At 63.9% G+C, this 16555-nt stretch carries 17 protein-coding genes; 3 read left to right on the top strand and 14 right to left on the bottom strand.

From position 1 onward, the window contains the following. Nucleotides 1-9: 9 nt before the first annotated feature. The 3 genes from IVA93_RS09690 to IVA93_RS09680 form a co-directional block, all read right to left on the bottom strand. Nucleotides 10-1332: an ABC transporter substrate-binding protein gene (locus IVA93_RS09690; protein ID WP_247371923.1), complete on the bottom strand. Its 1323-nt coding sequence runs from the start codon at nt 1330-1332 to the stop codon at nt 10-12. Between the two features lie 95 nt (nt 1333-1427). Then, complete coding sequence (locus IVA93_RS09685) at nt 1428-2132, bottom strand: hypothetical protein (protein WP_018454354.1); 705 nt, start codon at nt 2130-2132, stop codon at nt 1428-1430. A 29-nt stretch (nt 2133-2161) separates the two neighbouring features. Beyond that, entirely contained in the window at nt 2162-3187 is a 1026-nt protein-coding gene (locus IVA93_RS09680; protein ID WP_018454353.1) for an ABC transporter substrate-binding protein, read from the bottom strand. A 138-nt stretch (nt 3188-3325) separates the two neighbouring features. Here IVA93_RS09680 and IVA93_RS09675 point away from each other — a divergent pair, with 138 nt between their 5' ends. After that, the gene (locus IVA93_RS09675; RefSeq protein WP_018454352.1) at nt 3326-3775 is read left to right on the top strand and encodes a cupin domain-containing protein; all 450 of its coding nucleotides are present in this window, start codon (nt 3326-3328) and stop codon (nt 3773-3775) included. Between the two features lie 45 nt (nt 3776-3820). On the opposite strand, the gene IVA93_RS09670 is transcribed toward IVA93_RS09675, so the two are convergent. Next, entirely contained in the window at nt 3821-4606 is a 786-nt protein-coding gene (locus IVA93_RS09670; RefSeq protein ID WP_018454351.1) for an ABC transporter permease, read from the bottom strand. Further along, a complete protein-coding gene (locus IVA93_RS09665) occupies nt 4606-5424 on the bottom strand; it encodes an ABC transporter ATP-binding protein (RefSeq protein WP_026232716.1) in 819 nt (272 codons plus the stop codon). The genes IVA93_RS09670 and IVA93_RS09665 overlap by 1 nt, the downstream gene beginning before the upstream one ends. A gap of 146 nt (nt 5425-5570) precedes the next feature. Between IVA93_RS09665 and IVA93_RS09660 the strand changes: the two genes are divergently transcribed. Beyond that, nucleotides 5571-6353 carry an ATP-binding cassette domain-containing protein gene (locus IVA93_RS09660; RefSeq protein WP_018454349.1) on the top strand — a complete coding sequence of 261 codons (783 nt, stop codon included), beginning with the start codon at nt 5571-5573 and terminating at the stop codon, nt 6351-6353. Further along, nucleotides 6350-7909, top strand: a complete 1560-nt coding sequence (locus IVA93_RS09655) for a glycine betaine ABC transporter substrate-binding protein (RefSeq protein WP_247542083.1) — start codon at nt 6350-6352, stop codon at nt 7907-7909. Before IVA93_RS09660 ends, IVA93_RS09655 begins: the two co-directional genes overlap by 4 nt. A gap of 56 nt (nt 7910-7965) precedes the next feature. Here the strand turns inward: IVA93_RS09655 and IVA93_RS09650 are convergent, their stop codons facing one another. The 9 genes from IVA93_RS09650 to IVA93_RS09610 all read right to left on the bottom strand — a co-directional run bounded on the left by IVA93_RS09650 (nt 7966) and on the right by IVA93_RS09610 (nt 16552). Then, complete coding sequence (locus tag IVA93_RS09650) at nt 7966-9678, bottom strand: sulfatase-like hydrolase/transferase (RefSeq protein WP_018454347.1); 1713 nt, start codon at nt 9676-9678, stop codon at nt 7966-7968. A gap of 232 nt (nt 9679-9910) precedes the next feature. After that, nucleotides 9911-10201, bottom strand: a complete 291-nt coding sequence (locus tag IVA93_RS09645) for a DUF1330 domain-containing protein (protein WP_018454346.1) — start codon at nt 10199-10201, stop codon at nt 9911-9913. 62 nt (nt 10202-10263) lie between these two features. Next, on the bottom strand, nt 10264-11115 hold the full coding sequence (locus IVA93_RS09640; RefSeq protein WP_018454345.1) for an SDR family oxidoreductase: 852 nt from the start codon (nt 11113-11115) through the stop codon (nt 10264-10266). A 472-nt stretch (nt 11116-11587) separates the two neighbouring features. Beyond that, nucleotides 11588-12607, bottom strand: a complete 1020-nt coding sequence (gene ilvC / locus IVA93_RS09635) for a ketol-acid reductoisomerase (protein WP_007600992.1) — start codon at nt 12605-12607, stop codon at nt 11588-11590. A 147-nt stretch (nt 12608-12754) separates the two neighbouring features. Next, entirely contained in the window at nt 12755-13357 is a 603-nt protein-coding gene (locus IVA93_RS09630) for a LysE family translocator (RefSeq protein ID WP_018454344.1), read from the bottom strand. Nucleotides 13358-13364: 7 nt separating this feature from the next. Continuing rightward, entirely contained in the window at nt 13365-14240 is an 876-nt protein-coding gene (locus tag IVA93_RS09625; RefSeq protein ID WP_018454343.1) for an EamA family transporter, read from the bottom strand. A 69-nt stretch (nt 14241-14309) separates the two neighbouring features. Further along, nucleotides 14310-14999 (bottom strand): class I SAM-dependent methyltransferase, encoded by a 690-nt coding sequence (locus tag IVA93_RS09620; protein WP_007613338.1) that lies wholly within the window; start codon nt 14997-14999, stop codon nt 14310-14312. 3 nt (nt 15000-15002) lie between these two features. Beyond that, nucleotides 15003-15545: an acetolactate synthase small subunit gene (gene ilvN / locus IVA93_RS09615; protein ID WP_007613340.1), complete on the bottom strand. Its 543-nt coding sequence runs from the start codon at nt 15543-15545 to the stop codon at nt 15003-15005. A 23-nt stretch (nt 15546-15568) separates the two neighbouring features. Beyond that, the gene (locus tag IVA93_RS09610) at nt 15569-16552 is read right to left on the bottom strand and encodes a threonine dehydratase (RefSeq protein WP_026232715.1); all 984 of its coding nucleotides are present in this window, start codon (nt 16550-16552) and stop codon (nt 15569-15571) included. Nucleotides 16553-16555 lie beyond the last annotated feature (3 nt).

Genomic DNA, 16555 nt, shown 5'->3' with positions numbered 1-16555 from the left:
GCATTTGCGCTACTGATTGCTGTAGGTGGTGCCCTTCGGCAGCGGCAGCACAGCCTCGCGCTGCGCCTGACTCTTGGGCCACACCACGGAGGACTTGTCGTCGATGTACTGGATCACGACCGGGAACGAGCGCTCGTTCTGCCCGGCCATCGGCGTGCCCTCGCCGTAAAACTTCACGCCGAAGCCGAGCATGGTGCCCCCTTCGGGAATATCAGTATCGAGGGCAGCCTTGCGCAGCGCATCCGGATCGACCCCGCCATACTTCTTGATCGCGCGCGGCAGCACGTCATTCATGAACACATAGGTGTTGGACGCACCGATGCCGACATGCGCCGAGCGGATCGCGACGCCGGGCCGGATCTTGTCGAATTCCTCGCCAACCATCTTGATCACAGGCGGGAGCTTGGGATCCATGGTCTTCTGGTTGACAAGCCAGATCGAGATCGGGTCTGTGTTGAAGATGTAGGTGGCATCGGCTCCCATGCCTTCCTTCAGTTTTTCATAGACGCCGTAACCCGCGCCGTGCCCCATCAGCGCGCCGAACTTCAGCCCCTGCTCGCGCGCCTGACGCAGCAACAGCGTGATATCAGGGTTGTAGCCAGTGTGGAAAATGACATCAGGCTTGGCGCGCTTCAGCTTGGTCACCAGCGCGGAGAGGTCAGGCGCGGTGGCTGAATAACCCTCCTTCATCACGACGTTGAATCCCGCCTTCTTCGCGCCGGCCTCGTTGCCCCTGGACACGTCGACGCCATAGGCGCCGTCTTCGTGAATGATGGCGACGCGCAGATCCTTCGGCTCCTTGTCGAACTTCGCCTTGGCATTCTGCGCGATGAAATCCATGGTCATCATGCCGAACTGGTCGCCGCTCGCCTGCGGGCGGAAGACGTATTTGTAACCCTTCTCGTTGAACACGGCCGACGAGATGCAAGTCGTCATCCACATGAACTTCTTGAGCTGCTCGACGCGGGCCGCGACCGGCACACATTGCGCCGAGGAGAAGAAGCCGAGCACCATGTCGACCTTTTCCTGCTCGAGCAGGCGGACGGATTCGTTGATCGCGATGTCGGGCTTGCTTTGCGCATCGGCATAGACCGCTTCGATCTTGTAACCCTCGACGCCGGTCTTGGCGAAATGGTCGAGAATGATCTTTGCGCCGATATAGCCGAGTTCAGAGCCACCGCCGGCGAGAGGCCCGGTCAGATCGAAAACGACGCCGATCTTGATCTTCTTCTCTTTGCCTTGATCCTGGGCCTGGGCGGACAGCGCCAAGCCTGTCGCCGATACCGCGACCAACAGCCCACGTACCAAACGGGCAGCCATGCGCACGCGCATCAAAACCTCCCTGGACGATTGTGCATTGCATTCTTTTTGGTTTTATATTTTCGCCCATCACATGGGCTGAGCGCAGCGATGTCAAGCCTCGCGCATCAGCGCAACGCGAACTGCTGCTCGACGAAGGCCGTGACAAATCGCGGCATGGACGGCGTGAGATCGCTCACCCCGCGCACGAGATGAATGGCCGAGAGCTCTGGCTCGGCCTCGTCCGCCAGATTGGCTTCGATCCGCGCACGCGCCACATCACCCGGCATGTCCAGGTTGACGATTTGCAACATCGCAATCGTCGGGCCGGTGACGACGCAGTGCCAGTCCGGCTCGACCCGATAGTCGGCGGCGGTCAGGCCGGTCTCTTCCTCGAGTTCGCGGATCACGCTGCCGGGAATGTCCAGCGTGTGGCCCCTGACGTCTTCGAGATCGGGCGTACCGGACGGGAAATAAATCCGGCCCGCATTGGCGGTGTGCTGCGCCATCTCACCCATGACGAAGGCGCCGTCGGAGGCGCGCAACGCGCCCATGCCAAAACCGTTGAACACGGCCTTGTCGGGAAAACCCCAATCGCGCCAGGCGAGGAAGCTCGCGAAATCGGTCTCGAAATAGGTCGCAGAAAGATGCCCGTCGGCGAACGTTGCATCACGCCCGAGCAGGACGCGACCGTTCCAGATCTTTGGCCGCTCGCGCTGCTTCTCGGCGAAATGCGTGGCGATCTCGGCGCGCCGCTCCTCCGCGAACGCCCAGACGATCGGCCGCACGGCAAGTTCAAGCGTCGTGACCCGATGAATGATTGGTGACGTCATGACGCCTGATGACCACACCTTCGCGTCAGTTATTTGACGCTTCCCGTGGTCTTCTTGGCCTGCTCGACATACTTGTTGGTGAAGGTCTTGCTGACGTCGATCTTGGCGTTGGCGACCTCGGGCGATCCAACGCTGAACACCGCGAGCACGGCGTCGGCGCCCTTCGGGTCCATCTTGCCGGTCTCGGAGAACATTGGGATCGTGTTCTTCAGTGCCGCGAGATAGAGGTCCTTGTTCTTGCCAACCGTCTCCTCCGGCATCTTCGCCATGATCTCCTCGGGCGAGTGCGAGTGGATCCAGGCGAGCGTGCCCAGGATCGCGTTGGTCAGCGCCTGCGTCTCCTTCTCGTGGCCGGCGACCCAGGCCGCGGTCGAGTACAGCGCGCCGCCCGGATATTCGCCGCCGAACGTCTCAAGTGTATCCTTTTGCGTGCGGGTGTCCGAGAGGATGCGCAGATCCTTGTGGCTGCCCTGGAGCACGGTCACGGAGGGATCGAGCATCACGGCCGCATCGATCTGGCCCTGCTCCATGGCGGCGACCGCAGTGGCGCCGAGGCCAACGCCGATCACGGCGGTGCTGGCGGGATCGACGCCATTCTTCTTCAGCATATACTTCAGGAAGAAGTCAGTGGAGGAGCCGGGCGCGCTGACGCCGACCTTCTTGCCGGCGAGGTCCTTGATCGACTTGATCTCGTTGGTGTGCGACGGCGAAACCACCAGCACGAGGCCGGGATAACGGTCATAGACCACGAAGGCCTGAAGCTCCTGCTTCTTGGCCGCGAGGTTGACGCAATGGTCGAAATAGCCGGAGACCACGTCGGCGCTGCCGCCGAGCACGGCCTTGAGCGCGTCCGAGCCGCCCTTGAGGTCCACGAGCTCAACGTCGAGACCCGCCTTGTCGTATTCGCCGAGCTGCTTTGCCAGCACCGTCGGCAAATAGCACAAACAGGAGCCGCCGCCGATCGCGATCGTGACCTTGCTTTGCGCCGCGGCAAGACCGGTGGTGAGCGTCAGCGCGAGCAGCGCGCCCGCGAGCCTGGCTATCGTGTTCTTCATTGGTTTCCTCCGTTCGGCTGGCGGCACCATAAAGCAGCCGGGCTGGCTTGAGAAGCAGGACCGAAGGCGCTGGCCATCGGCCTTTCGGCGCAATAGCATGAAGCCCACAAGAACAATTCTTGATGGGGAGGATCATCCATGAATCGCCTTGCAATCGGACTGTCGATCGCCACCGCTTTTGCCGCCGGATGCGGCGCAACCCACCTGCTGCGGCCGGCGCTGGCCGCGGAGAACATCCCTCCGCAGATCATCCACACCGGCGAGATGGAGGGCGACGCGCTCGGGAATGCCAACGCCGTCGGCTACCGCTCCAAGACGTTCGCAAGCGCCGATGGCGCCACCATCTCGATCCAGGTCGGCAATGTGCCCAAGCACATGCATCCCAACACCAACGAGATCCAGTACATCTTAGAGGGCACCGGCACGATCTGGTTCGGCGACAAGGAGGTCACGGTGAAGCCGGGCGACCTTGTCATCATCCCGAAGGGGACGCCGCATGGCGGCACCAAGCCGATCAGCGGACAGGTCAAGGCGATCGCGATCAAGACGCCGCCGCAGGCCCCCGATGACACCAAGCTGCTGGATTGAGCTTTCGCGATCCGGGGCTCGCGCGGTGCGCGGGCCCCTCGCGGCTTAGCCACGCCCGTCCACGGTCGGGCGCCAGACCAGCAGTCTCCGCTCCACCAATGTCACGCCAAAATCGATCAGGATGACGAAGGCCGACAGCACGAACATGCCGGCGAAGACGCCGGCGACGTCGAATATGCCCTCGGCCTGCTGAATGAGGTAGCCGAGCCCCGCCGCCGATCCCAGATACTCGCCGACGACGGCACCGACCACGGCAAAACCGACCGACGTGTGCAGCGAGGAGAACATCCACGACAGCGCCGAAGGCCAATAGACGTGCTGCATCAGCTGCCGCTCGCTCATGCCGAGCATGCGGCCGTTGTCCAGCACGGTGCGGCTGACCTCCTTGACGCCCTGATAGACGTTGAAGAACACGATGAAGAACACCAGCGTCACGCCGAGCGCGACCTTGGACCAGATGCCCAGCCCAAGCCACAGCGCGAAGATCGGCGCCAGCACCACACGCGGCAGAGCGTTGACCATCTTGACGTAGGGATCGAACACCGCGGCGACCAGCGGCTGGCGCGCGAACCAGAAGCCGATCAGCACACCGCCGGCCGATCCGATCACGAAGGCCAGGATCGATTCCGTCAGCGTGATGCCGAGATGCTTCCAGATCACACCGGACGAGAACCATTTGACGATCTGGGCGAAGACATCGACCGGATTGGAGAAGAAGAACGGCGGCAGCAGGATCTTGCCGAACACGGGCACGGTCGACAGCAATTGCCACAGCGCGAGGCAGACCACCGCGACCAGCACTTGCAGCGTAAGCAGCGTGACGCGCGACATCAGACCGCCTCCGCCGCTTGCGTGGACTGCGCATAGCCCTTCATGACCTCGTCCTTGAGCACGCTCCAGATCTCGCGATGAAGCGCATGGAATTCCTTGTCCAGCCGCACTTCGAAAATGTCGCGCGGGCGCGGCAGGCTCACGCGCCAGTCGCCGATGATGCGGGAGGACGGCCCCGCCGACATGATCACGACGCGGTCGGCGAGCGCGATCGCCTCTTCCAGATCATGGGTGACGAACAGCACGGCCTTGCGGTCAGCGTTCCAGAGGTCGAGCAACAGGTTGCCCATCACCTGCCGGGTCTGTGCATCCAGCGGTCCGAACGGCTCATCCATCAGCAGGATCTTTGGATCGCGGATCAGCACCTGCGCCAGCGCCACGCGCTTGCGCTGGCCGCCCGAGAGCATGTGCGGATAGCGGTTGGCGAAGGCACCCAAGCCGACCGAGGTCAGCCATTTCTGCGCCCGCGGCAGTGCCTCGCTGCGCGGCGTGCCGCTGACTTCGAGCCCGATCGCGACGTTGTCGAGCGCGGTCTTCCAGGGGAACAGCGCATCGGCCTGGAACAGGTAGCCGGCGTCCCGGTTCAGCCCGGCAAGTGGCTGGTCGAATATCCTGACGCTCCCCGCAGCCGGCTTCAGCAGCCCGGCCGCGACGTTGAGCAGTGTTGATTTCCCGCAGCCGGTCGGGCCGACGATGGCGACGAACTCGCCCTGCGCCACCGTCAGATGCGCCTTCTCCACCGCCGTATAGACCCGCCCGTCCCCCAACTGGAACGCGACCTTGGCATCTTCCAGCGCCACTGCCGTAGGCGTTATCATATGCTTCCTCCGAACTTGGCCCGATGCCTTAGCCGCTCGCGCGACCAAGTTCAATCAAGCCGCCAAGCGTGCTACGCATGGGCCTTGTCATCCCCTCCCTTCCCCCTCCCTTCCGTGGGGCGGGTCAGCGCAGTGAGCCCCGCCCGATGCCGTCCAGGCCGATGATTGGCTATGCCCACGTCACCAAGAGCTTCGGCGCGCTCAAGGCCGTGGACGATGTGTCACTCGACATCGCCGAAGGCGAATTTGTAGCCGTCGTCGGCGGCTCGGGTTCGGGCAAGACGACGCTGCTGCGGCTCGCCAACCGCCTGATCGAGGCGGATGGGGGCACGATCACGGTCGAGGGCGACGACGTGCAATCCGTCGATCCGGTCGCGCTGCGGCGCCGCATCGGCTACGTTTTCCAGAGCGGCGGACTGTTCCCGCATCTGAGCGTCGCCGACAATATCGGGATCACGCCGAAGCTGCTCGGCGTCTCGGCAGCGGATATCGCAACACGGGTCGATGAGTTGCTCGAGCTCGTGCAGCTCGACCGGGCCGCCCATCGCGGGCGGTTGCCGGATGCGCTCTCGGGCGGCCAGCGCCAGCGTGTCGGCGTGGCGCGGGCGCTTGCGGCAAGGCCCCGCATCGTGCTGATGGATGAGCCATTCGGCGCGCTCGATCCCCTTACCCGCGATGCGCTCGGCGACGATTTTCGCGAGCTGCACCGCAAGCTCGGCCTGACCACCGTGATGATCACCCACGACATGACGGAAGCGATCCTGCTCGCCGACCGCATCGCGGTGATGCGCAGCGGGAAGCTGCTGGCGCAGGGCACGCCAGTGGAGCTCTCGAAAAGCAGCGACGCCTACGTGCTGGAGCTGCTGCGGACGCCGCGACGCCAGGTCGAGCGATTGAACGCGCTGCTGCTAAAGGGCGGGGCGGCATGAGCCTTTTCACGGATCCGCGTTGGGGCGAAGCGCTGGCGCATTTGCCCGACTATCTCGGCAACCACGTGCGGGTGAGTCTCGCCGCGCTTGCGCTCGGCCTGATCGTCAGCCTGCCGCTGGCGATTCTGACGCGCAACCGTCCCACGCCGCGCGCTGTGCTGCTCGCGCTCGCCAGCATCGTGCAGACGGTGCCCGGGCTGGCGCTGCTCGCGCTGTTCTATCCGCTCCTGCTGCTCGCGGCCTCCGTGGCGCTGGCCTGGTTCGACGTCTCCTTCTCCGCTTTCGGCTTCCTGCCGGCGATGCTGGCGCTGGCGCTCTATTCGATGCTGCCGGTGCTGCGCAATGGCATCACCGGCCTCAACGGCATCGATCCCGCGCTGATAGAGGCTGCCAAAGGCGTCGGAATGACCGCGCGGCAGTCGCTGGTGATGGTCGAACTGCCGCTGGCGCTGCCGGTCATGATGGCGGGGATCCGCACCGCCGCGGTGTGGGTGATCGGCACCGCGACGCTGTCGACCCCGATCGGGCAGACCAGCCTCGGCAATTACATCTTTGCCGGGCTCCAGACCCAGAACTGGGTGTTCGTGCTGTTCGGCTGCTTTGCCTCGGCCCTGCTGGCGCTCGCCGTCGATCAACTGCTCGGCCTGGTCGAGAGCGGCCTGCGCTGGCGCAGCCGCGTGCGTGCGGCGCTTGGCGCGGCCGGGATCGCGGCACTGGTCGCCGCAACATTGGTGCCGACGATGGGGCGCTCGTCACAGAACTATGTCGTCGGCGCCAAGACGTTCGCCGAGCAGTATGTGCTGTCGGCGCTGATGCGGGACCGGCTTCAGGCCGCCGGTCTCGCCGCCGTCGCACGCTCCGGTCTCGGCTCAAGCGTGATCTTCGAGGCGTTGAAAGCCGGCGATATCGATCTCTACGTCGATTATTCCGGCACGCTCTGGGCCAATCAGCTTCACCGCACGGACATCAAGCCGCGCGCGGAGCTGTTGGCGGAGCTGCAGACAACGCTTGCGAAGGAGAACATCACCCTGCTCGGCGAGCTCGGTTTCGAGAACGCCTATGCGCTGGTGATCCCGAAGAAGCGCGCCGAGGCGCTTGGCATCCGCACCATCGCCGATCTCGCCGCGCATGCTTCGACCCTGTCGATCGCCGGCGACTATGAGTTTTTCTCGCGACCCGAATGGGCGGCGCTGCAAAAGGCCTATGGCCTCTCGTTCCGCGCCCAGCGCCAGATGCAGCCGGACTTCATGTATGCGGCCGTCGCCAGCGGCGAGGTCGATGTCATCGCCGGCTACACCAGCGACGGGTTGATCGCAAAATACGATCTCGTTGCGCTCGACGATCCCAGGCACGCGATCCCGCCCTACGATGCGATCCTGCTGCTGGCCCCAAAGCGCGCCGGCGACGAACGGCTGCGGGCCGCGGTGAAGCCGCTGCTCGGCAAGATCGACATCGCGACCATGCGCGAAGCTAATTTGCGCGCCGCCGGCAATGACGCGAATTCGTCGCCGGATGCAGTGGCGAAATGGCTGTGGGAGAAGGTGGGTGGGCGGTAGCCGCGCCATTCGTTCGATGTCGTCCTGGCCTTCGCCAGGACGACGTTGGAGAGACGCTACAGCCCCCTGATCATCCCCGCATCGATCAGCAGCCGGTTAAGCCGGCGCGCTTCGGCCCCGTCCTTGCATCCGTAGAATATGCCCTTGCAGCGGAGCATGATCTCCTTCTGCTCGGCGAAGGACGGATCGAGCGGGATGCCGGCGGCTTCCTGGATAACCAGCGGCAGATACGGGCCGTCGACCGTGTCCATCACGGCCTCGCTTTTCACCGGCTCGAAATTGACGGCGTCGATCGCGTAGTAAGTCGCGTAGAGACGTGCGTCGTAGGCGTCGAGCTTCTTGCCGAGAGCGCCCTCGTCGAGCCCGGGCTCGAGGATACCGGGCGCGAATTCCGGCTGATGATCGCCGTAGCGCACGATCAGGAAGGGTTCGCCGGGAAATTTCTTCTTCAAGCCCGCGAGGAAAGCGTTGTACTGCTCGGCGCTCATCGCCTGCCGCCGCAGGTACTCGTCGATGGACGGCACATTGCCCGGTGCGCGCCAGTTCGGCAGCAGATCCGGGCGGAAGCGCGTCTCCCAGGGGAAATGATTGGCGCCGAGATAGATGAAGGTGAACAGCGGCTTGTTCGGCGTCCGCTCGCCCATCAGCCGGAGCGCCTTGTCGTAGAAGAAGCTATCCGGCTCGACATCCTTGGCGCCGAGATCCTTGGAGTCGAGAAAGCGTTCGATGCCGGTCGTCACCTGAAAGCTGCGCGCGGCCATGAAGCCGCCATAGGCGGGGTACAGCGACATCGTGTCGTAGCCGCAGCGGCGCAGCGCCAGCGGCAGGCCGCGCTCGACACGGCCTGTTGCAATGCGCGTCACGAAATAGGCGAAGCGGCCGAACGAGCGCGACGACAACCCCGCGAGCACGTTGTATTCGGTGAACCAGCTCGGCCCGCCATTGCTCTCGGCCAGGAACGCGCGCTCCTTGCCGTCCCAGGATTTGAAATGGCTGCCGTAGCCGGCCGGCACCTTGATGCCCTGCGCGGCGCGGATGTCGAAGCTCGATTCATCATGGACCATGATGATGTTCGGCCGCCGGCCGGCAGGATGGCAGGCATCGACCAGCGGCATGTTGAGCCGTTCGTTGGTCGAAGCGGCCGACTCCATGAAGCCGTATTGCGCGAAGTCGGAGACCGCGCTGACGCCGGAGCGGAAGAACTTCGAGAGATAGCCGTCGTCGTAATAGCCGCGCCAAGCCTCGTCCGGATGGTGGAGCGAATAGCCGACCAGCGCGGCGAGGCAGGCGAGCATCGAGGCGAGCGCCGGTAGCCTACGGATGCGGAATGGGTCGAGCCACCACAGCGCATACATCAGCGGCAGCGTGACCAGGCCGGCCCCGATCACCGACCAGCGCAAATTCGGGAAGATCGTGAACAGGAACGCCACCGTGTCGCGGTCGATCATCATCAGGTCGATGAAGTTGGCCGTCATCTGCACGACGTCGTGCTTCAGCCGTGACAGCAGCACCAGCACCACGACCATAGTCAGCGACAGCGCACCCGAGAGCGCCGGCCGCCGCAGCAGCGCGATCCAGAAGAAGTTGAGGATGCCCCAGGCCAGCACGAAGGAGAGCCGTGCGCCGAAATCCGTCTCGGTCTCGTACATCAGGACGAGCGCCGCGAGATGCGGCGCTGCAACCGCGAGCAGCCGCCAGATGCCGAGCGCAGCGACGCTTGCCAGCACGGCGGTCGTGGCAGAAGGACCTGGATTGGGCGCGGACGCCATCGACGACACGCAACTGCTGGTCCGGCACGGTGATGCCGAGCCGGCTGACCGGGCCTGCGGCGTTCGGCGCAGCCGGAAGGCCTGCACCGTGTCATAAAACTGTAATTGAACGGTCACGGACAAGCAACGCGTGTCGCGGTCCGACCTTCGCTTAATGTTAGCGGAAGCCGATCGGTCTCCGGGCCCAATTCGTCCCTAGGGCAAATCCCGCAGTGCAGAACCGACTTGCCGTCTAGTCGAGGCCTTCGACGCTGACCAGGCGGGCAGAACTGCAAGCGTCCCGGACCGCTTTGAGACCCTGGTAGGTCGCGCCTGTGTAAAATGCCTCCCAGGCTGCGACGGATGGGAATTCCAGCAGAACGATCCTGCGGGGCTGCCAGTCTCCCTCGTAGACCTTGTGGGCGCCCCCTCGCGCCAGATATCGAGCTCCAGCGGCCTCCAGGGCGGGCTTCACGCCCAACATGAAGCTTTGGTACTGCTGCAAATCCCTGATCTCGACGTCGAAAATCACATAAGCCGGCATCTCAAGACGCTCCCACGATCGGAAATTGATCACCTGTCCGGCAATGGTCTCACCTCGGAGGCTCAGCCCTGCGGCAGCAGCCCGAGCCGCTTGGCGATGATGCGGTCGACCACACGCTTGGGCAGCGTGGCCGTCATCAAATGCCGCATCCGGTCCGGCGTGATCTGGTAGCGAACCTTGGGCCTCTCGGCGGTGAGCGCCTCGAAAACGACCTCGGCAATCCGCTCGGCCGGCAGCCCGGTCTCGCCGAGCTTCATCATGAACGCCATGACCTTGTTCAGCGCCGGCAGATAAGGCGAGTTCTGGTAGACCGAAAGATCGATCTGCTCGGCCTTGCTCCAGATCGGCGTCTTGACGGCGCCGGGTGCGACGATAATGACGTCGATGCCAAACAGCATCAATTCGCGGCGCAAGCTCTCCGACAGACCTTCGATGGCATGCTTGGAGGTGCAGTAAGGCGCCGACAACGGATTGCCGTTCTTGCCCGCGACCGAGCTGATCATCACGATCCGGCCCTTCGGTCCCTCCAGCGACGGGTCGGCGCCCAGCAGCGGCCCAAAGGCCTGCGTCGCGATGACCGGGCCGATGACGTTGATCTCCATCTGCCGGCGAAAGTCGTCGACCGACAATTCGAGCACGGGACCGGCGACCGCGACGCCGGCGTTGTTGACGAGACCGGCCAGCGTCTCGCCGCCCAGCGCCTCGCGGACTTTTCGCGCAGCCGCGAGGACCGCCGCCTCGTCGGTGACGTCGAACAGCAGCGCCGTGAAGTTCGTACCGAATTCACCCATGAGCCGATCCGCATCGGCCTGCTTGCGGACACTACCGAAAACACGATAGCCGCGCCCGATCAGAAACTTCGCAATGGCCCAGCCGATGCCGGTGGACGCGCCGGTGACGACGACGGATCGCATGATCTTCCTCCCCAAGAGCTCCCGCGATCATGCAGGCGAAAGGTGCCGGGGCGCAATGCCGTCCACCGCTCAAGGAGACGCCGCGGGTGTCAGTTCTTAAGTTGAAGGCGAGGTGCGAACCTCGCGACGTGCGATTGATTGCATCCTGAAGGTATGGATGAAGAGCCGAATCCTTGACCCTGAAGACGCTGGGCTTTTGAGGATCGGGAGCTTCTGAGAAATTCCGAAAACAACGCGAGACCAAGAATGTGGTTTAAGCGTCAGTTCTTCATGCTCAGGGAGCACTTCAGCTCGCGAAGAATTTGAATGAAGCAGCAATGCTTCGCGCGAGACGAAAAGAGCGAGACCGCTGGTTGCGATCTCGCTCGAATATAATCGCGAAGATTTAAGAATTGGTTTGGCGAGCGAAGCTTGTGTTTTCGCTCGCGTGTCCGGATGCGGCGCAACCGATACGCCGCATCCGAACGGCCGCTTAGTTCTTCGACTTGTCGACCAGCGCGCCCTTCTTGATCCAGGGCATCATGTCGCGCAGCTTGGCGCCGACTTCCTCGATCGGGTGCTCGGCGAGCTTGGCGCGGGTCGCCTTGAACGAGGTCTGGTTGACCTTGTTCTCGAGCATCCAGTCGCGGGCGAACTTGCCGGACTGGATGTCGTTCAGAACCCGCTTCATCTCCTTCTTGGTCTCGTCGGTGACGATGCGCGGGCCGGTGACGTACTCACCGTACTCCGCGGTGTTGGAGATCGAGTAGTTCATGTTGGCGATGCCGCCTTCATAGATCAGGTCGACGATCAGCTTCACTTCGTGCAGGCACTCGAAATAGGCCATCTCCGGGGCGTAGCCGGCTTCGACCAGCGTCTCGTAGCCGCCCTTGATCAGCTCGACCAGGCCGCCGCAGAGCACGACCTGCTCGCCGAACAGGTCGGTCTCGCATTCTTCCTTGAAAGTGGTCTCGATGATGCCAGCACGGCCGCCGCCGACGGCGGAGGCGTAGGACAGGCCGAGGTCGTGGGCGTTACCCGAGACGTCCTTGGCGATCGCGATCAGGCAGGGCACGCCGCCGCCACGCTGGTATTCCGAACGCACCGTGTGGCCGGGGCCCTTCGGCGCGATCATCAGAACGTCGAGATCGGCGCGCGGGTCGAGCAGGTTGAAGTGGACGTTGAGACCGTGCGCGAAGACGAGGGCGGCGCCCTTCTTCATGTTGTCGTGCAGGTGCTCGCGGTAAATGTCGCCCTGGAGCTCGTCCGGGGTCAGCATCATGACCAGGTCGGCCCATTTGGCGGCCTCGGCGACTTCCATCACCTTGAAGCCGGCAGCTTCCGCCTTCTTGGCCGAGGCCGAACCCTTGCGGAGCGCAATCGCCACGTCCTTGACGCCGGAATCCTTCAGGTTCAGCGCATGGGCGTGGCCCTGGCTGCCATAGCCGACGATGACGACCTTCTTGCCCTTGATCAGGTTCAGGTCGGCGTCGCGATCGTAATAAACACGCATGGTCGTTTCCTCGTTCAGGGGCCGGAATCGGCCGTTGGTCAGGTCTTGTCGGTCAGGTCTCGGACGGTGAAATTTGCGGATTTCGGGGGCTGTCTAGAGCATTTTCGGCCCCCTGGGAAACCCGTTTCTGCATGGAAAGCTGAGGCATCATGCATCCATAACGACGGGGTAGAGAGACGCCAGCAGCAGGATCGCCATCAGGATGTTGAAGGCGCGGACCAGCCGCTCGGAGGTCAGCACCGGCCGTAGTGCAGTGCCGAACAGGACCCAGACCACGGTCGAGACCGCGCCGACGAGTAGGCTGACCAGGGTCTGGATCGCGATATTGATGGGGAATCGGGCAATCGCCGCGTAGGCGGTGATTGTGCCGATCACGATCACCCAGCCCTTGGCGTTGATCCACTGGAACATCGCCGCGCCCCAGAAGGTCATCGGGCCGCGGCCGGTCTCGCCGTCCGGCGTGGTCGGGCCGGACAAAGCAATCACGGCGGCAAGGTAAATCAGATAGACCGCGCCGGCGTATTTCAGGATGGTCTGAAGGATCGGATAGGCCAGAAACACTGTGCCGAGCCCGAGACCCACGGCGGCGATCATGAAAGCAAAGCCGATGACGATACCGGCGATGTGGGGGATGGTGCGCCGAAAGCCGTAGGTCAGGCCCGAGGCCAGCAGCATGATGTTGTTCGGCCCGGGCGTGAAATACATCACGACCATAAAGGCGAGGAAGGCATAGAAGAGCGAATAGGCCATAGTCACCTCACGCGGTCTTCGGCAGGACCTGCGGACGCTTCGCGAGCACCATCACCGCGATACCGCCGATCACGGTGAGCATGCCGGCGAGACGCAGCGGGCCGAACCGCTCGCCGAACACGATGCTGGACGCAGCCGAGCCGACGAACGGCACCAGCAGCGCGAACGGCACCACTTGCGCAGGGGGATAGTCACGTAGCAGCCGGCCCCACAGCCAATAGGCGATGCTGGTGGAGATGCCGCCGATCAACAGCAGGCAAATGAGGCCGGTGAGCGACATGTGGATCAGCGACTGCCAGGTCGGCGTTGGTCCGTTGACGACCAGCGTGAGCGCGAACAGCGGCACCGCGGTGGCGAGGCACAACCAGGCGAACAGATCGAACATCGGCACGCCGCGGGCGCCGCGCAGCAGGACATTGCCGACCGCAAAGCTGACCGGCGCGATCATCAGCACGGCGAAGGCACCGACGCTGAAATCATAGCCGACCGTGCCGCAGATCATCAAAAGGCCGATGGCTGCGATGACGATGCCCAGCGTCTGCACCGGCGTCGGCCGCTCACCGAATGCGATCGCGGCAAAGCCGATCGTGAACAGCGCCTGGCTCTGCACGACGACGCTGGTCAGCCCCACCGGCACGCCATGGGCGATGCCATAGGCCTGGCTCAGAAATTGGCCGAGAAAGAGCGTGAAGCTGATCGCGATCAGGAGCGACCAGGCGACTTTGGGCTTGCGGATGAATAGGCACGGCACCGCGGCAATGGTGAAGCGCATCGCCGTCATCAGCTCCGGCGAAAATTCGTCGAGCGCGATCCGGCTCGCCACGAAGGCAAGCCCCCAGATGACCGCCACCAGGATGGCGATGAGGATGTCGGCCGGCTTCATTGTCGTTCCCGGTTCTGCCCTGTCGTGCAGCCCTGTTTGTTGTTCTGGTCGAGCCTTGCTCGCCGGCCGTTACGTGGAGGAATTGGGTTTCCGCAGCAGATAGGTGCCGTGCATCGGGGCGTGGTAATCGGCCGAGACCAGCGTGAAGCCGACGTCGGTCAGCATCCGCTCCATGACCCAGCCGAAAGTGGAATACTCGTCGCGCATGTGGGTGACGACGCTTTCACGCGGGACATCGTGGTTCTTGATCTCAAAGTCGGCCCATTGGTCAACGTCGCGCTCGACGGCATCGGGCATCGAGGCGTAGACGATGTCGCGCAAATAGAAAGTGGCACCGGGCTTGAGCGCGCGATAGATCCGCGACATGGCTACCGCCTTCCAGAAATCCGGCAGATGGTGCAGCGTGAACTCGCTGACGATCAGGTCATAGGATTCCGGCCGGTAGGCGAAGCTGAGCAGGCCGGCGGACTGCGTGCGCACGGGCGCCTTGCGGTCGCGCGCGTAGATCTCGGCGAGCGCCAGCATCGCGGGCGAGATGTCGATGGCATCGACCTCGGCGCCCATCAGCGCCGCCTCGGTCGCGAGCACGCCGTTGCCGCAACCGATATCGGCAATGCGCCAGCCGCGCTGGACGCCGAGCATTTTCAGCGCGGCGCGCGCCCGTAGATCGGCATCGTCATGACTGTCGTAGATCGAGGCCACTGCAGGCCCGATCCCCATCCGGTTCCGCTCGTTGTAATACCAGTCGCGCGCCAGCATGGCTCACATTCCCTCAGGCCCGCGACCAATCGCGGCAACACCGGTGCGCGACACTTCGACAAGGCCAAGCGGACGCATCAGGTCGATAAACTGATTGATCTTGTCTGTATTGCCTGTGATCTCGAACACGAAGCTCTCGGTGGTGGCATCGATCACGCGGGCGCGGAACGCGTCCGCCAGCCGCAGCGCCTCGACGCGATGCTCGCCCTGCCCGCGTACCTTGACCATCGCCAGCTCGCGCTCGATCGAGCGCTTGGTCAGCGTCATGTCGACGACGCGATAGACCGGGATCATGCGGTCGAGCTGATGCTTGATCTGCTCGATCACCATGGGCGTACCCGTGGTGACGATAGTGATGCGCGAGAGATGCTTCTGGCTCTCGGTCTCCGAGACCGTGAGGCTCTCGATGTTGTAGCCGCGCCCCGAGAACAGGCCGATGACGCGCGCGAGCACGCCGGGCTCGTTCTGCACGAGCACCGAAAGCGTATGCGTCTCGTTCGGGTCGTGGCGCTCCTCGATGAAATAGGCAGATGCGGGCTGGTTCATTGTCGTCCCCTTCATTCTCGTCGTTACGCCGTCGCCTGATGAGCGACCGGCGCATCCGTCCCGACCCAACCGCGGAACAGATCGAAATCGATATTGCCGCCGGACAGCACGAGACCGACGCGCTTGCCCGACAATCCTGTCTTGTCCTGAAGCGCCGCGGCGAGCGCGGCGGCGCCGGCGCCTTCGGCGAGATTGTGCGTGTCGGTCCAGAGCGCATGGATCGCGAGCGCGATTTCATCGTCCGTCACCTGGACGATACGCGAGGCGCCCTTGAGGATGACCGCGAGCGCTTCCGGATCGGGAATCCGCGTCGCCATGCCGTCCGCGAGCGTGTTGCTGGTCTCGGTGGTCACCACCTGACCCGCCGCGAACGACAGCGCGTAGGACGGCGCCTCGGTCGACTGCACGCCCACGATCTCGGTCTTCAGGCCGAGCAGATCGCGCGCCATGATACAGCCGCAGATCCCCGAGCCTTGCCCGATCGGCACATAGAGGATGTCGAGATCGGGCGCGGCCCGGAACAATTCGAGCGCATAGGTCGCCACGCCCAGCACCAGGTCCGTATGGAACGACGGCACCATGTGCAGCCCGGCGAACTGCGCGTGGCGTCCGGCTTCCTCGCGTGCGGCCTGAAAGTCCTCGCCGTGCTCAACGAGTTCGGCGCCGAACGCCTTCATCGCGCGGTTCTTCTCGACCGAATTGCCGCGCGGCACATAGATCACGGCAGTTACGCCATGGCGGCTCGCCGCAAAGGCGAGGCTCTGGCCATGATTGCCGCGCGTCGCCGAGATGATGCCCGGAATGTTCGGCCGTTCGCGCTTCAGCCGATCGAGATAGACCAACCCGCCGCGCACCTTGAAGGCGCCCGTCGGCGTGTGATTCTCGTGCTTGACCACGACCTGCGTGCCGAGCCGCTCGGCGAGCAGCGGCCAGGCGTGCGCCGGCGTTGCCGGCACCGCCTGCCCCACGATCGCATGTGCGCGTTCGAGCTCGTTCAGGTCGAACATCAC

This window comes from Bradyrhizobium sp. 155 (assembly GCF_023101105.1).
In the GTDB taxonomy this organism is placed as follows: domain Bacteria; phylum Pseudomonadota; class Alphaproteobacteria; order Rhizobiales; family Xanthobacteraceae; genus Bradyrhizobium; species Bradyrhizobium canariense_D.
Note: the sequence above shows the minus strand (reverse complement) of the source record. Positions and strands in the feature narration are given on the sequence as shown.

Bases quoted from the DNA above. Each gene is read 5' to 3' on its own strand.
- IVA93_RS09675 (WP_018454352.1), top strand. From the start codon at position 3,326: ATGAATCGCCTTGCAATCGGACTGTCGATCGCCACCGCTTTTGCCGCC.
- IVA93_RS09640 (WP_018454345.1), bottom strand. From the start codon at position 11,115: ATGCGATCCGTCGTCGTCACCGGCGCGTCCACCGGCATCGGCTGGGCC.
- IVA93_RS09660 (WP_018454349.1), top strand. From the start codon at position 5,571: ATGCCGTCCAGGCCGATGATTGGCTATGCCCACGTCACCAAGAGCTTC.
- ilvC (WP_007600992.1), bottom strand. From the start codon at position 12,607: ATGCGTGTTTATTACGATCGCGACGCCGACCTGAACCTGATCAAGGGC.
- IVA93_RS09620 (WP_007613338.1), bottom strand. From the start codon at position 14,999: ATGCTGGCGCGCGACTGGTATTACAACGAGCGGAACCGGATGGGGATC.
- ilvN (WP_007613340.1), bottom strand. From the start codon at position 15,545: ATGAACCAGCCCGCATCTGCCTATTTCATCGAGGAGCGCCACGACCCG.
- IVA93_RS09610 (WP_026232715.1), bottom strand. From the start codon at position 16,552: ATGTTCGACCTGAACGAGCTCGAACGCGCACATGCGATCGTGGGGCAG.
- IVA93_RS09645 (WP_018454346.1), bottom strand. From the start codon at position 10,201: ATGCCGGCTTATGTGATTTTCGACGTCGAGATCAGGGATTTGCAGCAG.
- IVA93_RS09670 (WP_018454351.1), bottom strand. From the start codon at position 4,606: ATGTCGCGCGTCACGCTGCTTACGCTGCAAGTGCTGGTCGCGGTGGTC.
- IVA93_RS09655 (WP_247542083.1), top strand. From the start codon at position 6,350: ATGAGCCTTTTCACGGATCCGCGTTGGGGCGAAGCGCTGGCGCATTTG.
- IVA93_RS09650 (WP_018454347.1), bottom strand. From the start codon at position 9,678: ATGGCGTCCGCGCCCAATCCAGGTCCTTCTGCCACGACCGCCGTGCTG.
- IVA93_RS09680 (WP_018454353.1), bottom strand. From the start codon at position 3,187: ATGAAGAACACGATAGCCAGGCTCGCGGGCGCGCTGCTCGCGCTGACG.
- IVA93_RS09665 (WP_026232716.1), bottom strand. From the start codon at position 5,424: ATGATAACGCCTACGGCAGTGGCGCTGGAAGATGCCAAGGTCGCGTTC.
- IVA93_RS09625 (WP_018454343.1), bottom strand. From the start codon at position 14,240: ATGAAGCCGGCCGACATCCTCATCGCCATCCTGGTGGCGGTCATCTGG.
- IVA93_RS09685 (WP_018454354.1), bottom strand. From the start codon at position 2,132: ATGACGTCACCAATCATTCATCGGGTCACGACGCTTGAACTTGCCGTG.
- IVA93_RS09630 (WP_018454344.1), bottom strand. From the start codon at position 13,357: ATGGCCTATTCGCTCTTCTATGCCTTCCTCGCCTTTATGGTCGTGATG.
- IVA93_RS09690 (WP_247371923.1), bottom strand. From the start codon at position 1,332: ATGCGCGTGCGCATGGCTGCCCGTTTGGTACGTGGGCTGTTGGTCGCG.